Genomic DNA, 24,277 nt, shown 5'->3' with positions numbered 1-24,277 from the left:
AATTTAATAGGATTAGAATACTTTAGTTTTGTTAATTTTCAAATAAAGTGGGAGTACCCAAAATTGGTTGTCAGCTCTCACCAATCGAGCAGTCCGCAAATAGCGAGATAAAATATGAATATGGAAGTTCAACATTATATTAAAATTATAAAAAAATAATGGAATGAAAGTGTTCTCATTTGACGTTTTGGATATAGCGTGATATAGTGAAGTCACTATTGAGCTACATAATGTGGTACGGAAATAAAGCACGTTGAATTAAAGGCTGTAAGCTTGTTATACATTCATGTCCTTTATATCCACCTTTTCATGTGGATTCATAGTTTCATTTTTATTTAGGAGGTACATGACATGCAAACAGGTAAAGTTAAATGGTTCAACAGCGAAAAAGGTTTCGGTTTCATCGAAGTTGAAGGTGGAGACGATGTATTCGTTCACTTCTCAGCTATCCAAGGTGACGGATTCAAAACTTTAGAAGAAGGTCAAGAAGTTTCTTTCGAAATCGTTGAAGGTAACCGTGGACCACAAGCTGCTAACGTTACAAAAAACTAATTAGCTAGCGATAAAAAGCATTCCGATTTTCGGAATGCTTTTTTTTTATTCTTTGGAACTCGACTCATTTGAAGATAATTCGCCCTTAAAGGTACGCTCTTCAAAGTCATCAAGCATTTGCTCATATTCTTCATGTTCTTCCGTAGCGAAAACTTGCGGATTTTTTCCATACATATCTGTACCGATAAAGTTTTCAAAATCCTCTACGTAGCCTACGTTTTCTTCACTATTTACGTACATGCCGTTATAGTTTTTCGAATCTTGTCTTTCTAAATCAGATGGTGTTTCAGATGTTCCGTAATTGGCAACATCTTGCCATGCATCTTCTGCATCATATTCAACAGAACGATCTTCATCATGTTTGTGAAAAGAAGGAGACAGCACTTCTTCTTCGACTGGTCGTGTATTCATATTTAACTTATTTGTCGCGTGCTGGATGCATGTTGTAGCAGTCGGCATTGCTTCTAATCTTTCAAATGGAATTTCTTCGCCAGACACTTCGCAAATGCCGTACGTACCCGCTTCTATTTTTTGTAAGGCGTGTTTCGTGTCCTCAAGCTGTTTATGCCAAAGTTCAATAAGCCCGAAGTCTTTTTCACGTTCATATAGCTCTGTTGCCATATCAGCCGGATGGTTATCGTAGCTAGATAATTCTCCAACAGATTCACGTTCAGATGCACGATCTTCATTTTCGTGTGTTTGTATCGTTTGCTCTAGTTCTTGTTTTTGTTTTTCTAAAACGGATTTAAATTGATTTATTTGTTGTGGAGTTAACATAGTCGTCCACCTTCCTACAATTCAGTTTCTTTACATAGTATGAGCGTTGCGAGTAGGAATTATGAGCTGAAATTGGTATATGAAAAAGGAGCCGCATTAGCAGCTCCTTTTAAAGGAAATATCCAAGTAATAATCCGATTCCCATGAGGAGACCGAAGATTGTATTTGTTTTTGCTGTTGCTATCATCGCAGGTACCATTTCCATTGGAATGCTTTTGCCGATAAAGCCTTTCGTCGCTTTAAATGCTTTCGGTGCACTTAAAAATACGATAAGCATCCATGGTGATACAATGCCCACGATAATTAAAGCAATTGTCCAAATGTAGGAAACGATGAACATAGAAGCAAGTACACCGACCGCTCGCTCGCGTCCAACGAGAATGGCTAACGTTTTACGACCGTTTTCTTTATCGCCATCTAAGTCACGGATGTTATTAGCTAGTAAAATGGCACCAATTAAAATGGAGCTTGGAATAGATAGTAAAACGACTTCTGATGTTACAGTTCCAGTTTGAATAAAGAATGAAATCCCGATAATAATGACACCCATAAATAATCCGGCTGTTAACTCTCCAAATGGTGTATAGGCAATTGGAAGTGGACCGCCTGTATAAAGGTAAGCAACGGCCATACAAACAAGACCGATTGCAGCAAGCCACCAGCTAGAATTCATACAAATATAAACACCTAATAGTATTGCGATGCCGAAAAATCCAAATGCTAAGTTAAGCACTGTTTTTGGCTGAATGCCATCGCGAACGATAGCGCCGCCGATACCAACTGAACCTTCGTGATCAAGTCCTCTTTTATAATCAAAGTATTCATTAAACATGTTTGTTGCTGCCTGAATGAGAAGACAAGCAAGAAGCATTATAAGGAAAAGAGGGAGATGTATTTGATTTATACCTCCGACCTGCATTGCATAGGCTGTTCCGATGAAAACAGGAACGAAAGCTGCTGTTAATGTATGGGGACGTAGTAAACTCCACCAAATGCGCCAGCCTGTTTGCTTGCTTGGCTTTGGCGCCGTAGGAGAGGAATTCGTTTCGACGTTCATTTCCATGTTGAATCCTCCTTTGGTCACATATTGTACACAACTAAGTGTAGAAAAAGCATCATTTAGTGTCAACGTTTATTTTCTAGGAAGAGAAGGTGAATTTCTCAGAAATGCTAAACGTTGACAGGCCTTTCGTTTGAGGTGTATCTTAAAATCAAGCGTAATTATGACTATTTTTCGCCCATAGGGGGGAGACAATTGTGATTCAAACGAAACAAAAAGGCTTGCAGGAAGTTCTAAGTGCAGCCATTAAGCATGCAACTGATGAAAAAATATTGGTTAGTTTTGTAAAAAAAATAGACTGGATGGATCCACTTCTGTTTTATGCAGCAGGAAAAAGGATCTCATTCGAAAATAGATGTTATTTTGCAGACCCAGCTCAGCATGTAATATTTGCTGGAATTGGTTCTGTTTTCACTATAGCAACTGCTTCTCACAAACGCTTTCAAACTGCTCGTGACGAGTGGGATAAAGTAAAAGAGAAAGCATTTGTACAAAGAGAAAGATACGAATTTGGAACAGGTCCTCTTTTATTTGGTGGATTTTCATTTGACCAAGAAAAAGAGAAAACAGATTTATGGAAAGAATTTGATGATACGACATTTTCACTACCGGCATTTTTATTAACTGTAAAAAATGAAAAAGCATGGTTAACAATGAATACATTCGTTTCAGCAACAGATTGTGCAGAAACTCTTTATAACGAAATTGTTTCTTTAGAAGAGAAAATTTTTGAGGAGAGTAAATGTGCACTAGAAGGATCGAAATTAACAGTTACTTCTAAAGTAGAAGTGGATCCGAAAGGCTGGATGAAGTCCATTGAGAAAGTGCAAGATGAGATGAAGCAGGGGAACGTGCAGAAGGTTGTATTAGCGAGGGAGCTAAAAGTAGAGATGGATCATCATATTGATTCTGCGCTTGTTTTAGAAGCACTTCGCATTGGGCAACCAGATTGTTACGTATTTTCTTTTGATTATAAAGGAGCATGCTTCTTAGGAGCGACGCCAGAGAGATTAATTCGCAAAGAAGATGAGAAGTTTACTTCAATGTGTCTTGCTGGTTCAACTGGTCATGGTCAATCTATAGAAGAAAGTAAGCGAAATAGTGATGCGCTTCTTCATGATGAAAAGAATTTAGCTGAACACGGTTATGTTGTGAACATGATTCGAGGAGTATTAAATGAGCACTGCGAATCCGTTAATATTCCGGAAAGTCCAGGTCTATTAACAACGAAAAACTTAATTCATTTATATACGCCTGTAGAGGCAAAAGGCGACGCGAGTCTTTTAACGATGGTAGAAGAATTACATCCAACACCAGCTCTTGGCGGGACACCTCGTTTAGAAGCGATGAAACTAATTCGTGATGTTGAATTGTTAGACAGAGGATTATATGGTGCACCGATTGGCTGGATAGATGATGAAGGAAATGGTGAATTTGCGGTTGCACTTCGCTGCGGATTATTAAATGGAGAGAAAGCATCCTTATTTGCCGGTTGCGGGATTGTAATTGATTCAGTACCACAACTTGAATATGAAGAAACAAGTTTGAAGTTTAGACCGATGCTTGGTGCTTTGGAGGAATTAATGAAATGAACAATCATATAGAAGCATTATCATATTATTTAGGCGCGTTCGTGGATGAACTGACGCGTCTAAATGTATGTGATGTTGTCATTAGTCCAGGCTCACGGTCAACGCCGATTGCTCTACTAATGGAACAACATGAAGGAATGAACACATATTTACATGTAGATGAAAGATCTGCAGGATTTTTTGCGCTCGGTATTGCAAAAGCGAAAAAACGTCCTGTTGCATTATTATGTACGTCAGGAACGGCTGCAGCGAACTACTATCCAGCTGTATGTGAAGCTTTTCATTCGCGAGTGCCGCTTATCGTCTTAACGGCAGATAGACCGCATGAATTAAGAGATGTCGGTGCACCACAAGCGATGAATCAAATTAATTTATACGGCACGTTTGTGAAGCAATTTACAGAGATGGCACTTCCAGAAGCGAATGAGGCGATGTATCATTACGCTCGCATGACAACGCAGCGCACGATAGCAAGCGCGCTTTTAGCACCGCAAGGACCTGTTCATCTTAATTTTCCGGTTCGCGAACCGCTTATCCCGGACTTCTCATTAGAAAGTTTATGGGATAAAGGACGCGGAGAATATACAGGAGTAGTTCAGCAAGGGAACGCGGTGATGCCGAGTGAATATGTAGATTCTCTTGTAGGGCGCCTTTCACATATGGAAAAGGGGCTTATTATTTGTGGAGATGATAGTCATTCAGAAATCGCAACGTTTGCAACGCAACTAGCTGAAAAAACGGGATATCCAATATTAGCGGATCCACTTTCTAACATTCGTAGCGGGCACCACGACAAAACGATGGTAATTGACTGTTACGATACATTTTTACGAAATGAATTGTTAAAAGAAACGTGGAAGCCGGACGTTTTAATTCGCTTCGGTGGTATGCCTGTTTCGAAAGCATTAACGCAATTCATTAAAAAACAGACGAAAGCCGTTCATATCGTTGTTGACGAATCTGGCCAATGGAGAGATCCGGCTCTCGTTGCAACAGAAGTTGTCCAAGCGAGTGATATTGCATTTTGCAGTGCACTAATAGAAAAAATGCCAGTTATGAAAAAGAATGATTGGTCCCAAATGTGGCAACATATAAACGAAAAAACGAAGGAAACGCTTCGTGAAATGGAAACATATGATACGGCATTTGAAGGAAGAGTCATTACAGATATTGTCCGCGTATTACCAGAAGGGGCAACGTTATTTGCAAGTAATAGTATGCCAATTCGTGATACAGATTCTTTCTTCTTCACATCGGATAAAGACATTCAAGTAATGGCAAATCGCGGTGTAAATGGGATTGATGGGATCATTTCGACAGCTTTAGGAGCGAGCATGATTTGCGATCCGCTCGTATTAGTGATTGGTGATTTATCATTCTATCACGATTTAAATGGACTACTAGCCGCAAAATTACATGAATTAAACATAACGATTGTCGTTGTAAATAATGACGGTGGTGGTATTTTCTCATTCTTACCACAATATGAGAAAAAGGAACATTTCGAATCATTATTTGGAACTCCAATTGGGCTTGATTATGAGCATGTTGTTACAATGTACGGTGGTTCATTTAGCCGTGTAAATGGCTGGGAGCAGTTCCGAGAAGAAGTACAAAAGGGTGCAACGAAAGAAGGTTTACACGTTGTAGAAATTTGTACGAACCGTGATGAAAACTTAACATTGCACCGTACGTTATGGGCAAAAACACAGGACGTAATTACTACATCGTTGCAAGGTGAATCAAAATGAACGTAACACTGCAAGGTGTATCGTATGAATATGAAGTAGTCGGAAGCGGGGAACCACTTCTACTTCTTCATGGTTTTACGGGAAGCATGGAGACGTGGCGTTCTTTCGTTCCTTCTTGGAGTGAGCAATTTCAAGTCATTTTAGTAGATATTGTTGGGCACGGAAAAACGGAAAGCCCTGAAGATGTGACGCATTATGATATTCGAAATGCGGCATTGCAAATGAAAGAACTATTAGATTATCTTCATATTGAAAAGGCGCATATACTTGGCTATTCAATGGGCGGTAGACTGGCGATTACAATGGCGTGTCTATATCCAGAATATGTACGCTCTCTTTTATTAGAAAATTGTACAGCTGGGCTTGAAAGTGAAGATGAGCGAAAAGAACGCTGTGAAAAAGATGAGCGACTTGCTCAAAAAATTGAGCGAGAAGGCATCGAAAGTTTTGTATCGATGTGGGAAAATATTCCGTTATTTGAAACGCAAAAACGTTTAGCACAAAACGTACAAGAAGCAGTGCGAAAAGAACGACTTGCTAACAATTCAAAAGGGCTCGCAAATAGCTTGCGCGGCATGGGAACAGGGGCTCAGCCTTCATGGTGGAATGAGCTGAAAAACTTAAAAATGCCTGTTCTTTTAATGAACGGTGAGCATGATGAAAAGTTCTTTCGTATATTAAAAAATATCGAAAAATGCGTCTCTGACGCGAAATTTGTCAAAATTGATGGTGCTGGCCATGCAATTCATGTGGAACAACCGGAAAAGTTTGATACAATAGTAAAGGGATTTCTAAAAACTATGCAGTGATGCTTTTTTCAGTTAAGAATGAAGTTACACTTATAGAGGAGATCAGAAATATACAAGGAGGTAGTTGTAATGGCTATTGAATGGGTAAAAGAAGGCAATTACGAAGATATTATTTATTCAACATACAATGGTATCGCAAAGATTTCGATTAACCGCCCTGAAGTACATAACGCATTCCGTCCTAAAACGGTAATGGAGTTAATCGACGCTTTTGCACATGCTCGTGATGATGCAAATGTTGGCGTTATCATTTTAACAGGTGAAGGTGGACGTGCATTCTGTTCTGGCGGCGACCAAAAAGTTCGCGGTCATGGTGGATATGTAGGTGACGACCAAATCCCTCGTTTAAATGTATTAGACTTACAACGTCTAATTCGCGCAATTCCTAAACCAGTTATCGCAATGGTAGCAGGTTATGCAATCGGTGGTGGGCACGTACTTCATATCGTATGTGACTTAACAATCGCTGCAGACAACGCTGTATTCGGACAAACAGGTCCTAAAGTAGGAAGCTTTGACGGTGGATACGGAGCTGGTTACTTAGCTCGTATGGTAGGCCACAAGAAAGCTCGCGAAATTTGGTACCTATGCCGTCAATACAACGCGCAAGAAGCGCTTGATATGGGCTTAGTAAATACAGTAGTACCATTAGAACAACTTGAAGCAGAAACAGTACAATGGGCAGAAGAAATTTTAGCAAACAGCCCAATGGCACTTCGTTTCCTAAAAGCTGCATTCAACGCAGACACAGACGGTCTAGCTGGTATTCAACAACTAGCTGGAGATGCAACGTTATTGTACTACACAACTGACGAAGCAAAAGAAGGTCGCGACGCGTTCAAAGAAAAACGCCGTCCAGACTTCGGTCAATTCCCTCGTTTCCCGTGATCAAACCAAAAGCGGAAGCAGCTCGTTCAGAATGTGAGGGGAATGGAGCTTCTGACGTAGAGGCGCTTTTTGCCTCGTAGGAAGAAGTGAAGCCACCGAACATTCTAGCTGCTGTAGCTGGATGAGATCAAAAGCGAAAGCGGCTCACTTAGAACACGAGGGCGTTGGAACTCCTGACGTAGAGGCGCTTTTTGCCTCGTAGGAAGGCGTGAAACGACCGACTGTTCTAGCCGCTGTAGCTGGATGTTTTAAAAGCGGAGCCGACTGTTTAGCCCCGTTGGCTAAGGTTCTTTCGCACAGAAAGTGTTTTTTACTTTCTTGTGCGGAAGGTTCTTAGACGGAAGGGGCTAGGAGGCGCAGCTGGATAAGGTCAAACCGGAAACAAAACAACTAAGAGACTTGATGTCATATCAAGTCTCTTTCTTTCATGAAAGGAGAATGAATGATGGAGACGATGCCAAATTGGTTAATGCAACGTGCATTTTTAACACCAGATCGCACTGCAATTGAAATAGAGGAAGAGAAAGTTACTTTTATGCAGCTGCATGAAAAAGTAGTATCTGTTTGTGAACACCTCACACATATAAGAGTGAAGCGTGGGCAAAAGGTGGCTGTTCTGATGAAAAATGGTATGGAGATGATTACAGTTATTCACGCCCTATCGTACGTAGGTGCAGTAGCTGTGCTTTTAAATACGCGTCTTTCAAGAGAAGAGCTACTTTGGCAAATGGATGATGCTGAAGTTATTTGTTTAGTGACGGATCAAGATTTTGAGGCTAAAGATGTTCCTGTGTATTCATTCACCGACATAATGAATGGACCAAAAGAGGAAGCCCCTATACAAGAAGAATTCTCTTTAAAAGAAGCGATGACAATTATTTATACGTCAGGGACGACAGGCAAACCGAAAGGCGTTATTTTAACGTACGGCAATCATTGGGCAAGCGCGGTTGGTTCTTCGCTTAATTTAGGACTTCGTGATGATGATTGCTGGTTAGCTTGTATGCCGATGTTCCACGTTGGCGGGCTATCTCTTTTAATGAAAAATATTATGTACGGCATGCGCATTTTACTCGTTCCGAAATATGATGCTGATTTTATTCATAAAGCACTTCAAACGAGAGGTGTAACGATTATTTCTGTCGTTTCTAAAATGTTAACTGATTTATTAGAGCGACTTGGGGCAGAGACATATCCATCTTCTTTACGATGTATGTTACTTGGCGGAGGACCAGCGCCGAAACCGTTATTAGAAACGTGTGTTGATAAAGGGATTCCTGTATATCAAACGTACGGTATGACAGAAACGTCTTCGCAAATTTGTACGTTATCCGCAGATTATATGTTAACGAAAGTAGGGTCAGCTGGAAAACCACTATTTCAGTGCCAACTGCGTATTGAAAAAGATGGCGTAGTAGTGCCGGCGTTTACAGAAGGCGAAATCGTAGTAAAAGGACCGAACGTAACAGGTGGTTACTTTAACCGTGAAGATGCGACGCGTGAGACAATTCAAAACGGATGGCTTCATACTGGCGACCTCGGTTATTTAGACGAAGAAGGATTTTTATACGTATTAGATCGCCGCAGTGATTTAATTATTTCTGGCGGAGAGAATATATATCCAGCTCAAATTGAAGAAGTGTTACTTTCTCATCCGGCGGTAGCGGAAGCTGGTGTTGTCGGTATGACTGATGATAAATGGGGACAAGTACCCGCTGCTTTTGTTGTAAAAAGTGGAGAGGTAACAGAAGAAGAAATTCTTCACTTTTGCGAGGAGAAATTAGCGAAATATAAAGTGCCGAAAAAAGCGTGGTTCTTAGAGGAATTACCACGAAATGCTTCGAAAAAATTGTTAAGACGAGAGTTAAGACAATTAGTGGAGGAGATGTAAGTGGAGATAAAAAAAGCGACACTTCATATAACGGAAATGCCACTCGTCATCCCGTTTGCTGCAAGCTACGGAACGTATGAAAAGCGTGAGAGTATCGTCATTGAATTAGAAGATACGGACGGGTACATTGGATTTGGGGAAGTCGTTGCTTTTTCTGAACCGTGGTATACGGAAGAAACAGTGAAGACGGCGCTGCATGTACTGCAAGACTTTTTATTACCGGATTTATTAAAGGCTGAAATTTCTCATCCGAATGAAGTGCCAAGTTTGTTCCAGCATATAAAAAGAAACCGAATGGCAAAGGCCGGAATTGAAGGGGCTGTTTGGGATTTATATGCGAAGCGTCAAAAGAAATCATTAGCGACATTGCTTGGCGGAACGAAAGCTGAAATTGAAGTTGGTGTTGTAATTGGGCTTAATACGATTCCGGTTATGTTAAAACAAATCGAGAAGTACGCGGAAGAAGGATACGAGCGTTTTAAAGTGAAAATAAAGCCAGAGCATGATTATGAGTTATTGAAAGAAATTCGTAAAGAGTTTCCGCATATCCCGTTAATGGCTGATGCGAATTCAGCGTATACATTAGCGGATACGGAGAGTCTGAAACGACTAGATGAATTCCAATTGATGATGATTGAGCAACCGCTAGCGGATTACGATTTTCTTGATCATGCACAGTTGCAAAAGAAAATAGAAACGCCAATTTGTTTGGACGAAAGTATCCATAGTTTAGAAGATGCGCGTGTTGCGATTACACTTGGCAGTTGTCAAATCGTTAACATTAAACCAGGGCGAGTGGGCGGATTAACAGAATCAATCCAAATCCATAATTATTGTATGGAGCATAACATACCAGTTTGGTGCGGCGGTATGGTAGAGATGGGGATTTCAAGAGCACAAAATGTTGCCCTTGCCTCACTGCCTAACTTTACGATTCCAGGCGATATATCCGCTTCTAGTAGACATTGGGAGAAGGATATTATTTCACCGCAAGTGATGCTTGAGGGAGGGAAAGTGATGGTGCCGCAAAGCGTTGATACTGAGTATGAAGTAGATCGCGGAAGGCTGGCGGAAATCACGAAGCAGCGGATTGTGTTTGAGCGGTAGGTTGAGTCTTTAAAATAGTGGGCGAATTTCGTCGTTAATTGTCGGTAAGTCGATATTCCTTGTCGAAACGTCGATATATTAAAAAAATCGTCGATATAATTCAAGTTGTGTTCGATATATTTGGAAAATCGTCGATATAATTTCATTTACTAAGGTTACTCCCGCGAGTAGCCTTTTCTTATTGTACAAATTGGATAGACTAGTTTACAATCGAGCGTATAAAGGGGGAGTAAAATGAAGCGCATTTCCATTTTAATAGCGGATGATGAGGCAGAAATTGCTGATTTAATTGAGATACATTTAGAAAAAGAAGGGTACCACGTCGTGAAAGCAGCTGATGGAGAAGAGGCAATTCATATTATTGAAACGCAGCCAATCGATTTAGTGGTTTTAGATATTATGATGCCGAAAATGGATGGGTATGAAGTGACGCGCCAAATTCGTGCGAAGCATCATATGCCAATCATTTTCTTAAGTGCGAAAACGTCTGATTTTGATAAGGTGACAGGTCTTGTATTAGGTGCAGATGATTATATGACGAAACCTTTTACACCGATTGAATTAGTTGCACGTGTAAATGCACAATTACGTAGGTTTCTTACGTTAAATCAGCCGAAAGTAGCGGAGAATAAATCTGCTTTAGAGGTAGGCGGGGTCGTGATTGATCCTGAGCGAAGAACAGTAAATGTGTACGGAGAACAAGTTGAATTAACACCGAAAGAGTTTGATATTTTATATTTATTAGCGAGTCACCCGAAGAAAGTATACAATGTGGAAAATATTTTTCAGCAAGTATGGGCAGATGATTATTATGAAGGCGGAAATACAGTTATGGTACATATTCGTACGTTGCGGAAAAAACTTGGGGAAGATAAAAGAAAAGATAAGCTAATAAAAACAGTGTGGGGAGTAGGGTATACTTTCAATGGATAACATGATGAAAAGCTTTCGATTTAAAATGATTGCCTTATTTGCGTTAAGTATGGTGCTCGCTGCAACTGTAACTTATATAATTTATAAAGGATTGCAGTTGTATTATAAAACGATGGTTCGCTATGAAGAGCCTTTAGCACAATTTAGGTCAATCGTAAGGGAATTTGGAGACATTAACTTCTTTTTAATTTTCTTTATCCCGTTGTCTATTATCTTTTTCTTCTTTTTGACAAAACCGTATTTAAAGTATTTTAGTGAGATTTCTAACGGGATTCATCATCTTGCGAACGGTAACTTTACGAATAGAGTTCAAGTTTCATCAAATGATGAATTTGGAGACATCGCGCGTGAAATAAATGTTGCGAGTGAAAAGTTAAAAGAAGCGGTGGAAAGAGGAGACTTTGCTGAAAGTAGTAAAGACCAGCTCGTTGTGAACTTAGCTCATGATTTAAGGACACCATTAACATCCGTGTTAGGTTATTTAGATTTAATTCTTAAAGATGAAAATTTAACAAAAGAACAAATTAAACATTTTTCCACGATTGCATATACGAAATCGCAAAGGCTCGAAAGTTTAATTGATGAGTTATTTGAAATTACACGTATGAATTATGGCATGCTAAAGCTGGATAAAAAGCCGATTGATATAAGTGAGCTGCTTATACAGCTAGATGAGGAATTGTATCCGTTATTAGAAAAACATCATTTAGAAGCTAGATTGAATGTTGATCCTCATTTGCCGATTAACGGTGATGGGAAATTGTTAGCTAGAGTATTTGAAAACTTGTTAACAAATGCTGTTCGTTACGGATATGATGGGCAATTTGTTGATTTGAATGGGTATATCGATAATGAAGAAGTTGTCGTACAAGTTATGAATTACGGAGATAGCATTCCAGAAGAGGACCTACCGTATCTTTTTGATATGTTTTATACAGGTGATAAATCGAGGTCAGAAAACCGTGGCGGGACAGGCCTTGGGCTATTTATTGCGAAAAATATTGTTGAACAGCATAACGGGACGATTTCTGCTGAAAGTAATGTAGTTAGAACAATGTTTGAAGTGCGATTGCCAAAAGACGAGCACGTAACAATTTAATAAAAATTTAAACTTTACCCCACTTTTTATTTTAATAGTTTTTTCTATTCTATACGTAAGCTACGTTAAGGAGGAACTAGAAATGAAAAAGTGGGTATTTATTTCTCTTTTTATCGCATGCACAATCTGTGTAGGCTTATATATATCACCGTTATTTCAAAAAGAAATTGATGTGAAAATCGGCGACGAAAATAGCGCAATAAAGAATGCAAATATGGAAAAGGTAGAGATTACAAAAGAAGAAATTTATAAAGGGAATCTATTATTAGTTAACAAAGATTATCCACTAAAAAAAGATAGCATTAGGTCTGATATTATAAATGTAAATCATAATAGTGAATTAGTGAGAGGCTACGTAATATTTGATAGAAATCTTCGTTTATCAAAGGATGTTGTAAAAAAGTTTTTGAACGTTGTCGATGCGGCTGGAAAAGATGGCGTACAACATTTCTTAATGAATAGCGGCTATCGAGATTTCCAAGAGCAAAGACAGCTATATGAAAAAATGGGATCTGATTATGCACTCCCAGCAGGATATAGTGAACATAATTTAGGGTTATCACTGGACGTTGGTTCAACGCAAAAGAAAATGGAAAAAGCGCCTGAAGGAAAATGGATTGAAGAGAACGTATGGAAGCACGGATTTGTTTTACGCTATCCGAAAAATAAAAGTAACATTACAGGCATTCAATATGAGCCATGGCACATCCGTTATGTCGGCCTACCTCATAGTGCAATTATGCAAAAAAAGAAAATTACATTAGAGGAATACTTAGACTTCTTAAAAGAGCAAAAAGAAATCACAACCGATGTGGAAGGTAAGCAATATACGGTTTCTTATTATAAAGTTTCCGGAAACATGAAAGTGAATGTTCCGGTGAATAAGCAGTATGAAATTTCGGGAAACAATATGGACGGGGTTATTGTGACGGTTCAGGAATAGAAAAAGAGGTTGTTCCGTTTTGGAGCAGCATCTTTTTATTTAAATTTAAACATTATAACGTTATATTTACTTCTCCCTTTTTTTGTGTTACGCTAAACGTGTGAAAGAGATATATAAAATGAAATTTTAATGTAAGCGTATTCTTATGGCTTCTTATAGAAAAGGGTGAAGTACAATGACAGAACGATTCGTACTACGTAATGTGAAACGTGTGAACGGGGAAGAGATTGACATTGTAATTGAAAATAATAAAATCGCACAGGTGACGAAAGCAGGTGCTGGCGAGGGTGGAAAGGTTCGTGATTACTCGGGTACTTACGTATCGAGTGGCTGGATTGATTTGCACGTTCATGCTTTTCCAGAGTTTGATCCGTATGGCGATGAGGTGGATGAAATTGGCGTTAAACAAGGGGTAACGACAATTGTTGATGCGGGTAGCTGCGGAGCTGATCGTATTGCAGATTTAGTAAAAAGTAGAGAGCAGGCGAAAACGAATTTATTTGCCTTTTTAAATATTTCTCGCATCGGTTTGAAACGAATTGATGAATTATCCAATATGGAATGGATCGATAAAGAGAAAGTAATAGAAGCAGTAGAAAAGTATAAAGATGTAATCGTTGGGTTAAAGGCGAGAATGAGTAAAAGCGTCGTTTGTGATAGTGGAATTGAACCGCTGCATGTAGCGCGCTCTTTATCACGTGAAACATCATTACCGATTATGGTACATATCGGTTCAGCGCCTCCTCGCATTGAGGAAGTTGTACCTCTTTTAGAAAAAGATGATGTTATTACACATTACTTAAACGGGAAAGAAAATAATTTGTTTGATGAAGAAGGTAAACCGCTACCTGTGTTACTAGAAGCAGTGAATCGCGGCGTTCATTTAGATGTTGGGCATGGTAATGCTAGTTTTTCTTTTAAAGTAGCAGAGGCAGCAAAGCGTCACGATATTGCCTTTAATACAATTAGTACAGATATTTACCGGAAGAATCGCGTGCACGGTCCAGTGTATAGTATGGCTCATGTTCTTTCAAAATTCCTTTACTTAGGTTATCCGCTAGAAGAAGTGATTGATGCGGTGACGAAACATGCGGCAGAATGGCTTAAGAAACCTGAGCTTGGCCGTATTCAAGAAGGAGATATTGCAAATTTAACTTTATTTACGGTGAAAGATGAGAAGATTACGTTAATAGATTCAGAAGGGGATCAGCGCATTGCTGAAAGAAGAATTGATACGAAAGGGGTTGTAGTCAATGGGTTATTCATTGAATGCTAAGTACGGATTAAAAAGAGTAATAAATGCGAGCGGTAGAATGAGTATTTTAGGTGTATCCGCTCCGACAGATACAGTTATGGATGCAATGAAACATGGGGGACAAAATTATGTGGAAATTGCTGATTTAGTAGATAAAGCAGGAGATCATATTGCGAGAATTCTAGATGCAGAGGCAGCGGTTGTTGTGAATTCAGCATCGAGCGGAATTGCGCTTTCTATCGCAGCAATTGTGACAGAAGGAAATCGCCGTAAAAGTGAAAGACTTCATCAAGAGGTCATCGCGAAAAACGAAGTGATTATGTTAAAAGGTCATAACGTTCAATACGGTGCTCCTGTTGAAACGATGATTTACTTAGGCGGAGGAAAACTTGTAGAAGTTGGCTACGCAAATGAAGGGAAAGCAGAGCATATTGAAGATGCAATTGGTGAAAATACAGCAGCAATTCTTTATGTAAAATCACATCATGCCGTGCAAAAAAATATGATTTCTGTTGAAGAAGCATGGGAAGTTGCGCAGCGAAATAATGTACCACTTATCGTCGATGCGGCAGCTGAAGAAGATATTCAAAAATATGTGAAGTATTCAGACCTTGCCATTTATAGCGGTTCAAAAGCAATTGAAGGGCCTACTTCTGGTATTGTTGGCGGGAAACGAAAATATATTGAGTGGCTGAAAGTGCAATTACATTGCATCGGAAGAAGTATGAAAGTTGGGAAAGAAACAACATTTGGCTTACTTCAAGCGCTTGATGAGTACGGAGTAAAAGAAGATAAGAGTGAGCAAGAAAAAGAGTTGTTACAAGTACTTATGCCGCTAAAAGAATTAAACGGTGTAAATGTAACGATCGTTCAAGATGAAGCGGGAAGAGCAATCTTTAGAGCCCGTATTCATATTAACGAAAAAGAGTTAAATAAATCGGCAAAAGACGTTGTGACAGCATTACGCGAAGGGGAAATCGCGATTTATACACGTGATTACGGAGTAAGACAAGGATTCTTTGATATTGATCCACGTCCACTTCAAGGTGATGACATACATGTGATTGAAGAAAAATTGAGAGAAATTGTAGGGGGAAACTAAAATGACAAACATTCAAAAACGTTTTTATAAAGGCCGCGTAGCATTAAATGTATTAGCGAACAATATCGAAAATGCGAAAGATATTTTTGAAGCAGCAGAAGGTTATGTAGTAGTGGGAGTGTTATCAAAAGACTATCCAACAGTAGAAGAAGCAGTTACAGCGATGAAAGCATACGGAAAAGAAATTGATGATGCTGTATCGATTGGACTAGGAGCAGGAGATAATCGCCAAGCAGCAGTTGTAGCTGAAATTGCGAAGCATTATCCTGGTAGCCATATTAACCAAGTGTTCCCTTCAGTTGGAGCGACACGTGCAAATCTTGGCGGAAAAGATAGCTGGATTAATAGTTTAGTATCGCCAACAGGAAAAGTAGGGTACGTAAATATTTCTACTGGTCCAATTAGTGCAGCTGGAGAAGAAAAAGCAATCGTTCCAATTAAAACAGCGATCGCACTTGTACGTGATATGGGCGGAAATTCATTGAAATACTTCCCGATGAAAGGGCTAGCTCATGAAGAAGAATATCGCGCAGTTGCGAAAGTTTGTGCGGAAGAAGGATTCGCATTAGAGCCAACGGGCGGAATCGATAAAGAAAACTTTGAAACAATTTTACGTATTGCGCTTGAAGCAAATGTAGAGCAAGTGATCCCGCATGTGTACTCTTCTATTATTGATAAAGAAACTGGCAATACGAAAGTAGAAGATGTTCGTGAATTATTAGCAGTCGTGAAGAAGTTAGTTGATCAATATGCGTAAGAAAATTGCAGCATTCGGTGAAGTAATGATGCGCCTGCAAGTACCAGGATATGAATTGTTATCGCAAGCTAATACATTAAAATACTCATTTTCTGGTACAGGTGTGAACGTTGCTGCAGCACTTTCTCATTTCGGGCATGAAGGGCTTCTTATTTCTACTTTACCGGAAAACTCGGTTGGAGATGCTGCATTATCTTACATTCAAAAATTAGGCGTGCAAACCTCGCTTGTTTCAAGAGGCGGTAAATATGTCGGCATGTACTTTTTAGAAAATGGATTTGGCGCACGTGCAAGCCGCGTTACATATTCGAATCGATTAGAAAGTAGCTTTAATACGGCATGTGAAGAAATGTATCAATTTGAAGAAATCGCGAAGGAAATTGATATCGTTCATTTTTGCGGGATTACACTTGCGATGAATGATACTGTGCGCCATCATATGAAATCTTTAGCGAAAGCAGTTAAACAAAACGGAGGCACTGTCGTTTTTGATTGCAATTATCGTCCATCACTTTGGGGAAAAGATGGGTACGAGCAGGCGAAACCACATTATGAAGAAATGTTAGGGCTAGCTGATATTGTAATGATGAACGAAAAAGATGCAATGTTTGTTTTAGGAATGAAAACAGAAGAAACGGAGCGAGAGGCGCAACTTGTTGATCTTATTCCAAAGGTAGCTGAAACGTATAGTATCACTACAATCGCTGGTACACATCGCTCTATTAATAGCGATAATACACACTCCCTTCGCGGATTTATATGTAAAGATGGTGCGTTCACTTTTGCAAAAACACTTACGTTTTCTGTATATGATAGAATAGGTGCTGGAGATGCTTATACGAGCGGGATTATTCATGGCGAGATAGAAGAGTTTGCACCAGAGAAAGCTGTTTCATTTGCGTCAGCAGCTGGAATGCTTGCACATACAATCGTCGGTGATACGCCAATGTCATCAGAGAAGGATATACTTCGGGCAATGACGGCATCAGTAGGTGATGTAGAAAGGTAGTGGGTGTAACGGTGAACGTAACGAGAAAAAAAGGACCATTATATTTACAAATAAAAAACATTATTCGTGATCGAATATTGCATGGTGTATATGCAATTCATACAAATATTCCTTCCGAACCGCAGTTAGAAGAAGAGTTCAAGGTGAGTAAAATTACAGTACGAAATGCGATTAAAGAACTCGCTCAAGAAGGGTATTTAGAAAAGAAAAGCGGTAAAGGAACGAAAGTCATCCGTAACACTTCTGCGACAAAACTGTCAAAGGGTAAGAAATTTACTGAAGTGTTAGTGGAAGAAGGATATAAAGTACAGAAAAAATTGCTAAAAGCAGAAATTGTTCAGAATGAAGAAGGAACAGTGCCATTTCGATTATTCGGTAAAGAGAGTTTTCGTATTGAACGTTTATATACGTTAAATGATGCACCGTACATTCATTATACGCACTATTTCTCAGCGAAAATGGCAAGTACAGATTTATCGGATTTTGATTTGCAATCGCTTTATGATTTAGTCGAGGACCGAGGCATTCATTTAGAAAACTTTAGAGATGAATTCGCTGTTGGACTTGCGCCTAGTTTCGTTGCAGAAGCATTAGGTGAAAAAGAGGGCACAGCGTTATTAAAACGAATGCGCTATTCTTACGATGAAGTTGGCGAAGTAATTGAATATAGCGAAGGCTACTACAATACAGAAATGCAGCATTATGTAGTGAATTATGACGTATAAAAAGAGGGTATTCGCCCTCTTTTTTTATAAAGTAAGGGGAATGAAAAATGGATATATACTTATTAATCGTCACGTTACTTGCAATTGCGATTGTTATTTTAGGGGTATCATGGTGGAAATGGCATGCATTTATTAGTTTAACAGTTGCGAGTTTATTTTTAGCGATTATGTCTGGACTGAACTTAACGAAGATAGTGACTGCCTATGAAACTGGTGTTGGTAGTGTACTAGGGCATTTAGTTGGTATTTTAGCTCTCGGAACAATTTTAGGGAAAATGATGTCCGATTCAGGGGCCGGCATGCAAGTGGCAGATTTCTTTATTCGATTTTTCGGTGTAAAGAAACTACCGTGGGCTATGTTATTTGCAGGGTTTGTTATAGGGATTCCCGTCTTTTTTGAAGTAGGGATTGTCATTTTATTACCACTTGTTATTTCAATTCGAAAAACAACGAAGCAAAACATATTATTAATTGCTTTACCTGTTATTGCTGGGTTATCTATTGTTCACGGGCTCGTGCCACCACATCCAGGGGCGATGACAGCAATCGGTATTTATAACGCGAACTTAGGAAAGGTACTTTTATATTCATTACTTATCGCGTTACCAACAGCCATTATCGCAGGACCGATATTTGCAAAGTGGGTACATAAAAGGGTTATACCTGAAAATGAACCAGAGCTTATTCGAGTTACGACTGTCTCAACTGACTTACCGAGTCGTAAAGTTTCATTCTTTATTATTTTATTACCAGTTGTATTGATGATTTTATCGGTCGTTGCACCATATATTTCATTACCGAAAAAGATGACTGAATTTTTTGTATTTATTGGAAGTCCAGTAATCGCTTTACTTATTTCATGTTTCGCAGCATTTTATTTACTTGGAATAAGACAAGGAATTAATAAAAAGATGATTAAAAAATTAACAGACGAAAGTTTATTACCGGTCGGTTCCATTATTTTAATAATCGGTGCAGGCGGTGGATTTAAACAAATATTAATTGAAAGCGGCGTTGGAACGGCGATCGCGCAAATGGCAGAACATATATCGTTATCACCAATCGTATTAGCTTTTATGGTAGCTGGATTAATTCGAATTGCAACAGGTTCAGCGACAGTAGCATTAACGACAGCAGCAGGGATTGTTTCACCAGTTATTCAGCACATGTCTGGTGTGAATTTAGAATTGCTCGTTATAGCAACCGGAGCAGGCTCGTTAATGTTTTCTCACGTAAATGATGCAGGGTTCTGGCTTGTAAAAGAGTATTTAGGTTTGACGGTGAAGGAAACGTTTAAAACGTGGACGGTACTCGAGACATTGTTATCATTTATTGCATTTGGTTTTGCGCTTTTATTGAATATGTTTATTTAGAAGAGCCGATTTAAACAAATAGAGCACACAGAGAAAATGTAATTTCTCTGCGTGCTTTATTCGTTTTTTTGTGCTTTCTATCGCTCTATTACTTAATGGAACGGACATACTGATCTTCTCCATCGTCTTTGACAAAGACTCCTAGCTCATTCAAATCTTTGCGTAAATGCTTCTTTTTTTTCGAGTTTCCTTCTCGAAGGGCATTTCGTCTTTTATATAAAATTGTATTTACACTTTTACTAAATCGCCCATCCTCTAATTTCCATAGACTATAGTCCTGTTTATAAGGATCTTGTTCCACCCATGGAAAACCGTGCAGCAAGAAAATATCTTTAATTTTACGTGGATTTATATCAGATGTTTCACGTAGCCATTCTCGGTCTTCTTGATCAATGACCACCACTTGACGATTCTCTACAAAAACGACTTTTACATTCGTCTTTGTAATTTGTTTTTCTTGCTCATCTTTACTCATATGAATACCTTCTGAATTGATTTTCATCTTTAAAGCTTCACTATAAATAATTAAAGAAAATAAAATCCCTGCAATAGCGCCAATTGACATGAGGATAATTGGAAGCCAGAAAGGGTTAATAGAATGTAAAAGTTCTATAATTTTTGAATCAGAAAAGAGAGGAATCTTTTTTATAATCTCTATTAATTTAGGTGAAAAATATCCAATAACGCCTAAAAGGATTGGACTTACTATAGCAAGTAATTTTTCTAAAAAACCTAATCCAATAACAGATACCTTTTTCATTTGTAGTTCATCCTTTCTAAATATATATTTTTTCAAAATCAGGGCATTTAAATAGTGAGTTTCTTCACCATTTTTATGAGCTCATCTGAGTAATTTTCTATAGATATAGATGAATTCGCCTTTAGCATCCTTTCTTCGATTGCTCCTAAAATAAATGAAGCCAATGTGTCAATTTGGAAAGAGTTAGAAAAGACTCCATTTTGTTGACCAGTCTTCAAAATATCTAATAACATCGTTCTAATAACATCGTCTTCTTCGTCGTCTTCGATTCTGTAATAAGGAATATTCTCTTCATTTCTTGCATTAAAGACAATCTCAATTAAGGCAATATTATTGTTGTAATGAGTTTCTTGATAAGCCAAATGTGCTTCAATAAAAGCCTCTAGTTTGTTTATTTCAGATTGGGCTAATAGTACTCGATTGCTAATAAATTCATGTTGTTTATCAACTAAAAATTGTAATGTCCGATTCATAAGATAAAGCTTATCGTTAAAATGATAAGAAATAAGTCCAGTGCTAATCTTAGCTTTTTTTGCTACCTTCGTTAAGCTTAAGTTGTTATATCCAACTTCTTCTAATGTATCAATACATGCAAGAATAATTTGTTCACGTCTAGCCTCTGCAATAAAAGAATCAGTCACGCTATTCAACTCCTGATTTGTATAATTTGAATGTATAATCAAAAAATTGATTGGTCGTTCAATTAAATTTTAGTAAGAAATTAGAAGTATGTCAAATGCTTTATGCTTACATCTTGATAAGGGTAATTCGCCTATTGATCAAGCCCAATTCCTAAAACAAGCCCGTTTTTAAGCAAGCCAAGCTTCCTATTCGCCCTGAAAACATAATATAAATGGAATCCCCTCATTTAGAGCAAGGTGAACTTGTTATGAATGATACTAAAGGAGGAATAGAGTAATGAGCGAAAAGTGTGAACACAGACATGATGATTGTAACCGCAGACATGGGTGCGGAGGCGGTTTTGCGCTTCTAATCGTATTGTTTATTTTATTAATTATCATCGGTGCTAGCTGCTTCGGTGGCGGAGGCGGTTGTGGTTATGGCGGTTACGGCGGCTACGGATATGGTGGCTACGGCGGATATTGCTGCTAATTAAAAACTATTGAAAATGGCCTTGTGCAATACGCACAAGGCCATTTTATTCATATTTTTATGTGTTGTGATAATTTATTAATGTACAGAGATCGGATTAAGAAGAAGAAAATAATCTCGATAATCCCAAAGAAAGTGAGTACAATTAATAGCTCTTTTAGTAAAGAAAAAGCGAGCATGCTTTGTAAAAACTTAACCGCAAATAATGTATGAACACCAGCAACAATGTAAGGGACGAAAAATAAAATTCCTAATTGAATCGTTGCGGAGCGAAACATTTCTGACTCAGTTAATCCAAGCTTTGTAATCGTAATATATTTTTGTTTTTCATTCGTTAAGTCGTTATACATACGGAAGTATAAAACACTAGCTGCACCGATAAAGAAAATAAAGCCGAGAAATGCCCAAATAAAGAATTGAGCAACTGCATTTCCTTTACTATGAACCAGTTCATCCGTAGCTGTATAAATATGAAATGGTTTAATGAAATCTTCTTCACCCTTATGTGCTTCATACAAAGTTTCTTCATCATGATTTAAGCTTTTTAATATATTTTTTGTTGGGACAATTGCATTTTCCCAATTCTCCACGAAGTAGTTATAAACTGTAATTGTTTCAATATGAGGAACCATATTTTCAATTACTTCATCTCGAATCACTATTAAGTGAGGTAATGCAAAGGGGGGCTCAATTCCTCTATTAATAAAACCTTTAATTTGAAATTCCTTTTTATTAGAGCCAAGTGTAATCGTGCCCTGCTTCGCAAATGGGTTAGATACGAGATTTAATAACGCTGGTGAATAGCGAGAAATATTATAAACTTGTGAAGATTCGAGAGTGATTTCTGGCCTGTTTAATTGCTTTGCTATTGCGTTATAATCACTCATTTTCATAATGGCAATTGATTCTTTTGAAGCTGTATCTTTTAAAACGGTAAATTTATATTTGTCATATTGAAAATTAGCATTTGTAAGTTCAGTTTCAATCGTAGTAATATGCTTTTGTTCAAATACATTAATACCTTCTGATGTATAGGTGAATGGTATAGGATATCGTTCTAGTATGGGTGCTTTCGTATGATTGTTTGCAGCAAATAACCCGATAATAATCGTAAATGCAAGTGCAGATAGCATAGAAACGATAAAGAGTACATTAATATTACTGCGGGTACGAGAAACTAAATCTGAAATCCATAACATATTTATTTGTTTCAAATAAAACTTTCTTCGTTTCTTTAAAATATAGATAAAGAGAAGAAATGTTTGTGAAAAAAATAAATACGTCCCAATTACTACAAGCGGTAAAATAGATAACATAATTAAGAATACAGATCCATTTTGGGCATTTTTTTCTGTTATGTAGCCTTGCGGATAACCGGCAATATAATAACATAGTCCTAGACAAGTTAAAGCAAATAGTGAAATGAGTATAGATGGTCTTTTTTCGCTCTTCTCTTTGTTAACTCCCTTAATAAGCTGCGTTGTTTTTCGAGTACGAATAAACATTGGTGTAAACGTAGATACGATGAAAAATAAAATAATAAAAGTTACGGTTGTAACGATAATAGCTTCTGTTGGCCAATATAAATAGAGGCCTTTTGCACTTGTTAATTTAGAAGTAACGAGTAAGAAAAAGTTAGAGAAAACAAGACCGCCTTGAATACCTGCAAAGATAGCAAGCATTCCAATGATCATATTTTCAGTAAACAAAAGACGTTTTAATTGTTTTTGAGATATACCGAGAACAGTTAAAACGCCAAATTGCTGCTTCCGTACATTTAAAAATGTTCCAATTGAATATAAGAGAAAGAAGAACGAGAACATAACGATAACCAACTGCGCTGTACTAGCTAAGTTCATTAGAGGATCACGTTCTTGGAAACTTTGTACACTTTGTAACCGCGGATGATACGCGTATACAGTAAATGAAAAGAAAACCATGATAGAAAACGCACTACTTACAAAGTAGGCGAAATATGCTTTTGAATTACGGGAGACATTTTTAAATGCGAATTGCCAAAATGTCATCCACGTCTTCCTCCTAGTAATGCTAAAACATCTAATATTTCTTGATAAAATTTCTCACGGTACAATCCGCGGTGTAGTTCATTGTAAAGTTCGCCATCTTTAATGAAAATGACGCGGTTACAATAACTTGCTGCGAATGGATCGTGCGTAACCATTAAAATTGTTGCATCTTCTTCTTTGTTCAATTTCGTAAATAGTTCCATCACGTCAATTGCCGCTTTTGAATCTAAATTTCCTGTCGGTTCATCGGCAAGTAAAAGTGAAGGATGATGAATAACAGCACGTGCTACTGCGGTACGCTGTGCTTGTCCTCCTGACACTTCAAAGATACGCTTGTCTAAAATATGATCAATTCCAAGTTTCTTTGAAATGTTATCAAGCTTTTCATCCATTTCTTTTAAAGGAACATTATCTAATGTTAAAGGTAGTACGATATTTTCACCGATTGTTAGTGTATCTAGTAGGTTAAAGTTTTGGAAAACAAATCCTAGCTCTTGGCGGCGGAAAATAGCTAACTTCTCTCTACGAAATGTGTGCGGTTTTTTTCCATTAATCACGACATCACCAGCAGTCGGAGAATCAATGGTAGAAATAACGTTTAAAAATGTAGATTTACCGCTACCAGATGGTCCCATAATCGCAACGAATTCACCTTTATCTACATGTAAATTTATATTTTTTAAAGCAGTATGAGGGACCTTTCCTTCATACACTTTTGAGACATTTTTAATGTGTAACACTTCTTCCATAATAA

The 24,277-nt window shown here is 38.1% G+C and carries 23 protein-coding genes; 17 read left to right on the top strand and 6 right to left on the bottom strand.

Annotated features, from left to right (window positions below; genetic code table 11):
- Positions 1–351: 351 nt before the first annotated feature.
- The gene (cspD, locus tag ACTFR9_RS23405) at positions 352–552 is read left to right on the top strand and encodes a cold-shock protein CspD (protein WP_001193054.1); all 201 of its coding nucleotides are present in this window, start codon (positions 352–354) and stop codon (positions 550–552) included.
- 45 nt (positions 553–597) lie between these two features.
- Here cspD and ACTFR9_RS23400 read toward each other — a convergent pair whose 3' ends face one another.
- Entirely contained in the window at positions 598–1,329 is a 732-nt protein-coding gene (locus ACTFR9_RS23400) for a yteA family sporulation protein (protein ID WP_000957376.1), read from the bottom strand.
- 109 nt (positions 1,330–1,438) lie between these two features.
- Positions 1,439–2,392: a 1,4-dihydroxy-2-naphthoate polyprenyltransferase gene (locus ACTFR9_RS23395; protein ID WP_000425747.1), complete on the bottom strand. Its 954-nt coding sequence runs from the start codon at positions 2,390–2,392 to the stop codon at positions 1,439–1,441.
- A gap of 194 nt (positions 2,393–2,586) precedes the next feature.
- Between ACTFR9_RS23395 and ACTFR9_RS23390 the strand changes: the two genes are divergently transcribed.
- From ACTFR9_RS23390 to gntP, 15 genes are all read left to right on the top strand, one after another.
- On the top strand, positions 2,587–3,981 hold the full coding sequence (locus tag ACTFR9_RS23390) for an isochorismate synthase (RefSeq protein WP_000616745.1): 1,395 nt from the start codon (positions 2,587–2,589) through the stop codon (positions 3,979–3,981).
- On the top strand, positions 3,978–5,732 hold the full coding sequence (menD, locus tag ACTFR9_RS23385; protein WP_103141899.1) for a 2-succinyl-5-enolpyruvyl-6-hydroxy-3-cyclohexene-1-carboxylic-acid synthase: 1,755 nt from the start codon (positions 3,978–3,980) through the stop codon (positions 5,730–5,732). Before ACTFR9_RS23390 ends, menD begins: the two co-directional genes overlap by 4 nt.
- Positions 5,729–6,541: a 2-succinyl-6-hydroxy-2,4-cyclohexadiene-1-carboxylate synthase gene (gene menH, locus ACTFR9_RS23380; RefSeq protein ID WP_229136286.1), complete on the top strand. Its 813-nt coding sequence runs from the start codon at positions 5,729–5,731 to the stop codon at positions 6,539–6,541. Before menD ends, menH begins: the two co-directional genes overlap by 4 nt.
- Positions 6,542–6,610: 69 nt before the next feature.
- Complete coding sequence (gene menB / locus ACTFR9_RS23375) at positions 6,611–7,429, top strand: 1,4-dihydroxy-2-naphthoyl-CoA synthase (protein WP_000963874.1); 819 nt, start codon at positions 6,611–6,613, stop codon at positions 7,427–7,429.
- Positions 7,430–7,874: 445 nt separating this feature from the next.
- A complete protein-coding gene (locus tag ACTFR9_RS23370) occupies positions 7,875–9,320 on the top strand; it encodes an o-succinylbenzoate--CoA ligase (protein WP_214328389.1) in 1,446 nt (481 codons plus the stop codon).
- Complete coding sequence (menC, locus tag ACTFR9_RS23365; RefSeq protein WP_000403291.1) at positions 9,321–10,427, top strand: o-succinylbenzoate synthase; 1,107 nt, start codon at positions 9,321–9,323, stop codon at positions 10,425–10,427.
- Positions 10,428–10,661: 234 nt separating this feature from the next.
- A complete protein-coding gene (locus tag ACTFR9_RS23360) occupies positions 10,662–11,360 on the top strand; it encodes a response regulator transcription factor (protein WP_000822491.1) in 699 nt (232 codons plus the stop codon).
- Entirely contained in the window at positions 11,353–12,459 is a 1,107-nt protein-coding gene (locus tag ACTFR9_RS23355; RefSeq protein ID WP_229136285.1) for a HAMP domain-containing sensor histidine kinase, read from the top strand. The genes ACTFR9_RS23360 and ACTFR9_RS23355 overlap by 8 nt, the downstream gene beginning before the upstream one ends.
- Positions 12,460–12,541: 82 nt before the next feature.
- On the top strand, positions 12,542–13,402 hold the full coding sequence (locus ACTFR9_RS23350) for a M15 family metallopeptidase (protein WP_061536583.1): 861 nt from the start codon (positions 12,542–12,544) through the stop codon (positions 13,400–13,402).
- A 175-nt stretch (positions 13,403–13,577) separates the two neighbouring features.
- Positions 13,578–14,678, top strand: coding sequence for an amidohydrolase/deacetylase family metallohydrolase (locus tag ACTFR9_RS23345; RefSeq protein WP_061131975.1), 1,101 nt, complete (start codon positions 13,578–13,580; stop codon positions 14,676–14,678).
- On the top strand, positions 14,656–15,759 hold the full coding sequence (locus ACTFR9_RS23340) for a DgaE family pyridoxal phosphate-dependent ammonia lyase (protein WP_000542376.1): 1,104 nt from the start codon (positions 14,656–14,658) through the stop codon (positions 15,757–15,759). Before ACTFR9_RS23345 ends, ACTFR9_RS23340 begins: the two co-directional genes overlap by 23 nt.
- 1 nt (position 15,760) lies before the next feature.
- On the top strand, positions 15,761–16,516 hold the full coding sequence (gene dagF, locus ACTFR9_RS23335; RefSeq protein ID WP_229136284.1) for a 2-dehydro-3-deoxy-phosphogluconate aldolase: 756 nt from the start codon (positions 15,761–15,763) through the stop codon (positions 16,514–16,516).
- Entirely contained in the window at positions 16,509–17,525 is a 1,017-nt protein-coding gene (locus ACTFR9_RS23330) for a sugar kinase (RefSeq protein WP_229136283.1), read from the top strand. Before dagF ends, ACTFR9_RS23330 begins: the two co-directional genes overlap by 8 nt.
- Positions 17,525–18,250 (top strand): GntR family transcriptional regulator, encoded by a 726-nt coding sequence (locus ACTFR9_RS23325; protein WP_000539282.1) that lies wholly within the window; start codon positions 17,525–17,527, stop codon positions 18,248–18,250. Before ACTFR9_RS23330 ends, ACTFR9_RS23325 begins: the two co-directional genes overlap by 1 nt.
- A 47-nt stretch (positions 18,251–18,297) precedes the next feature.
- Positions 18,298–19,623, top strand: coding sequence for a gluconate permease GntP (gene gntP / locus ACTFR9_RS23320; RefSeq protein WP_000356177.1), 1,326 nt, complete (start codon positions 18,298–18,300; stop codon positions 19,621–19,623).
- An 88-nt stretch (positions 19,624–19,711) separates the two neighbouring features.
- Here the strand turns inward: gntP and ACTFR9_RS23315 are convergent, their stop codons facing one another.
- Positions 19,712–20,383, bottom strand: a complete 672-nt coding sequence (locus tag ACTFR9_RS23315; protein WP_229136282.1) for a YqeB family protein — start codon at positions 20,381–20,383, stop codon at positions 19,712–19,714.
- A gap of 47 nt (positions 20,384–20,430) precedes the next feature.
- Positions 20,431–21,024 (bottom strand): TetR/AcrR family transcriptional regulator, encoded by a 594-nt coding sequence (locus ACTFR9_RS23310; RefSeq protein ID WP_000132252.1) that lies wholly within the window; start codon positions 21,022–21,024, stop codon positions 20,431–20,433.
- A 277-nt stretch (positions 21,025–21,301) separates the two neighbouring features.
- Here ACTFR9_RS23310 and ACTFR9_RS23305 point away from each other — a divergent pair, with 277 nt between their 5' ends.
- Positions 21,302–21,496 (top strand): YjcZ family sporulation protein, encoded by a 195-nt coding sequence (locus ACTFR9_RS23305; RefSeq protein WP_001290395.1) that lies wholly within the window; start codon positions 21,302–21,304, stop codon positions 21,494–21,496.
- Between the two features lie 50 nt (positions 21,497–21,546).
- On the opposite strand, the gene ACTFR9_RS23300 is transcribed toward ACTFR9_RS23305, so the two are convergent.
- Positions 21,547–23,523: an FtsX-like permease family protein gene (locus ACTFR9_RS23300; RefSeq protein ID WP_000144964.1), complete on the bottom strand. Its 1,977-nt coding sequence runs from the start codon at positions 23,521–23,523 to the stop codon at positions 21,547–21,549.
- Entirely contained in the window at positions 23,520–24,272 is a 753-nt protein-coding gene (locus ACTFR9_RS23295; protein WP_000393244.1) for an ABC transporter ATP-binding protein, read from the bottom strand. Before ACTFR9_RS23295 ends, ACTFR9_RS23300 begins: the two co-directional genes overlap by 4 nt.
- Positions 24,273–24,277 lie beyond the last annotated feature (5 nt).

Source organism: Bacillus cereus group sp. MYBK222-1 (assembly GCF_051916425.1).
In the GTDB taxonomy this organism is placed as follows: domain Bacteria; phylum Bacillota; class Bacilli; order Bacillales; family Bacillaceae_G; genus Bacillus_A; species Bacillus_A paranthracis.
Note: the sequence above shows the minus strand (reverse complement) of the source record. Positions and strands in the feature narration are given on the sequence as shown.

Bases quoted from the DNA above. Each gene is read 5' to 3' on its own strand.
- ACTFR9_RS23305 (WP_001290395.1), top strand. From the start codon at position 21,302: ATGAGCGAAAAGTGTGAACACAGACATGATGATTGTAACCGCAGACAT.
- menD (WP_103141899.1), top strand. From the start codon at position 3,978: ATGAACAATCATATAGAAGCATTATCATATTATTTAGGCGCGTTCGTG.
- ACTFR9_RS23300 (WP_000144964.1), bottom strand. From the start codon at position 23,523: ATGACATTTTGGCAATTCGCATTTAAAAATGTCTCCCGTAATTCAAAA.
- ACTFR9_RS23330 (WP_229136283.1), top strand. From the start codon at position 16,509: ATGCGTAAGAAAATTGCAGCATTCGGTGAAGTAATGATGCGCCTGCAA.
- ACTFR9_RS23295 (WP_000393244.1), bottom strand. From the start codon at position 24,272: ATGGAAGAAGTGTTACACATTAAAAATGTCTCAAAAGTGTATGAAGGA.
- ACTFR9_RS23340 (WP_000542376.1), top strand. From the start codon at position 14,656: ATGGGTTATTCATTGAATGCTAAGTACGGATTAAAAAGAGTAATAAAT.
- ACTFR9_RS23400 (WP_000957376.1), bottom strand. From the start codon at position 1,329: ATGTTAACTCCACAACAAATAAATCAATTTAAATCCGTTTTAGAAAAA.
- ACTFR9_RS23395 (WP_000425747.1), bottom strand. From the start codon at position 2,392: ATGGAAATGAACGTCGAAACGAATTCCTCTCCTACGGCGCCAAAGCCA.
- menB (WP_000963874.1), top strand. From the start codon at position 6,611: ATGGCTATTGAATGGGTAAAAGAAGGCAATTACGAAGATATTATTTAT.
- cspD (WP_001193054.1), top strand. From the start codon at position 352: ATGCAAACAGGTAAAGTTAAATGGTTCAACAGCGAAAAAGGTTTCGGT.
- gntP (WP_000356177.1), top strand. From the start codon at position 18,298: ATGGATATATACTTATTAATCGTCACGTTACTTGCAATTGCGATTGTT.
- ACTFR9_RS23315 (WP_229136282.1), bottom strand. From the start codon at position 20,383: ATGAAAAAGGTATCTGTTATTGGATTAGGTTTTTTAGAAAAATTACTT.
- dagF (WP_229136284.1), top strand. From the start codon at position 15,761: ATGACAAACATTCAAAAACGTTTTTATAAAGGCCGCGTAGCATTAAAT.
- menH (WP_229136286.1), top strand. From the start codon at position 5,729: ATGAACGTAACACTGCAAGGTGTATCGTATGAATATGAAGTAGTCGGA.
- ACTFR9_RS23370 (WP_214328389.1), top strand. From the start codon at position 7,875: ATGGAGACGATGCCAAATTGGTTAATGCAACGTGCATTTTTAACACCA.
- ACTFR9_RS23355 (WP_229136285.1), top strand. From the start codon at position 11,353: ATGGATAACATGATGAAAAGCTTTCGATTTAAAATGATTGCCTTATTT.
- ACTFR9_RS23345 (WP_061131975.1), top strand. From the start codon at position 13,578: ATGACAGAACGATTCGTACTACGTAATGTGAAACGTGTGAACGGGGAA.
- ACTFR9_RS23350 (WP_061536583.1), top strand. From the start codon at position 12,542: ATGAAAAAGTGGGTATTTATTTCTCTTTTTATCGCATGCACAATCTGT.
- ACTFR9_RS23360 (WP_000822491.1), top strand. From the start codon at position 10,662: ATGAAGCGCATTTCCATTTTAATAGCGGATGATGAGGCAGAAATTGCT.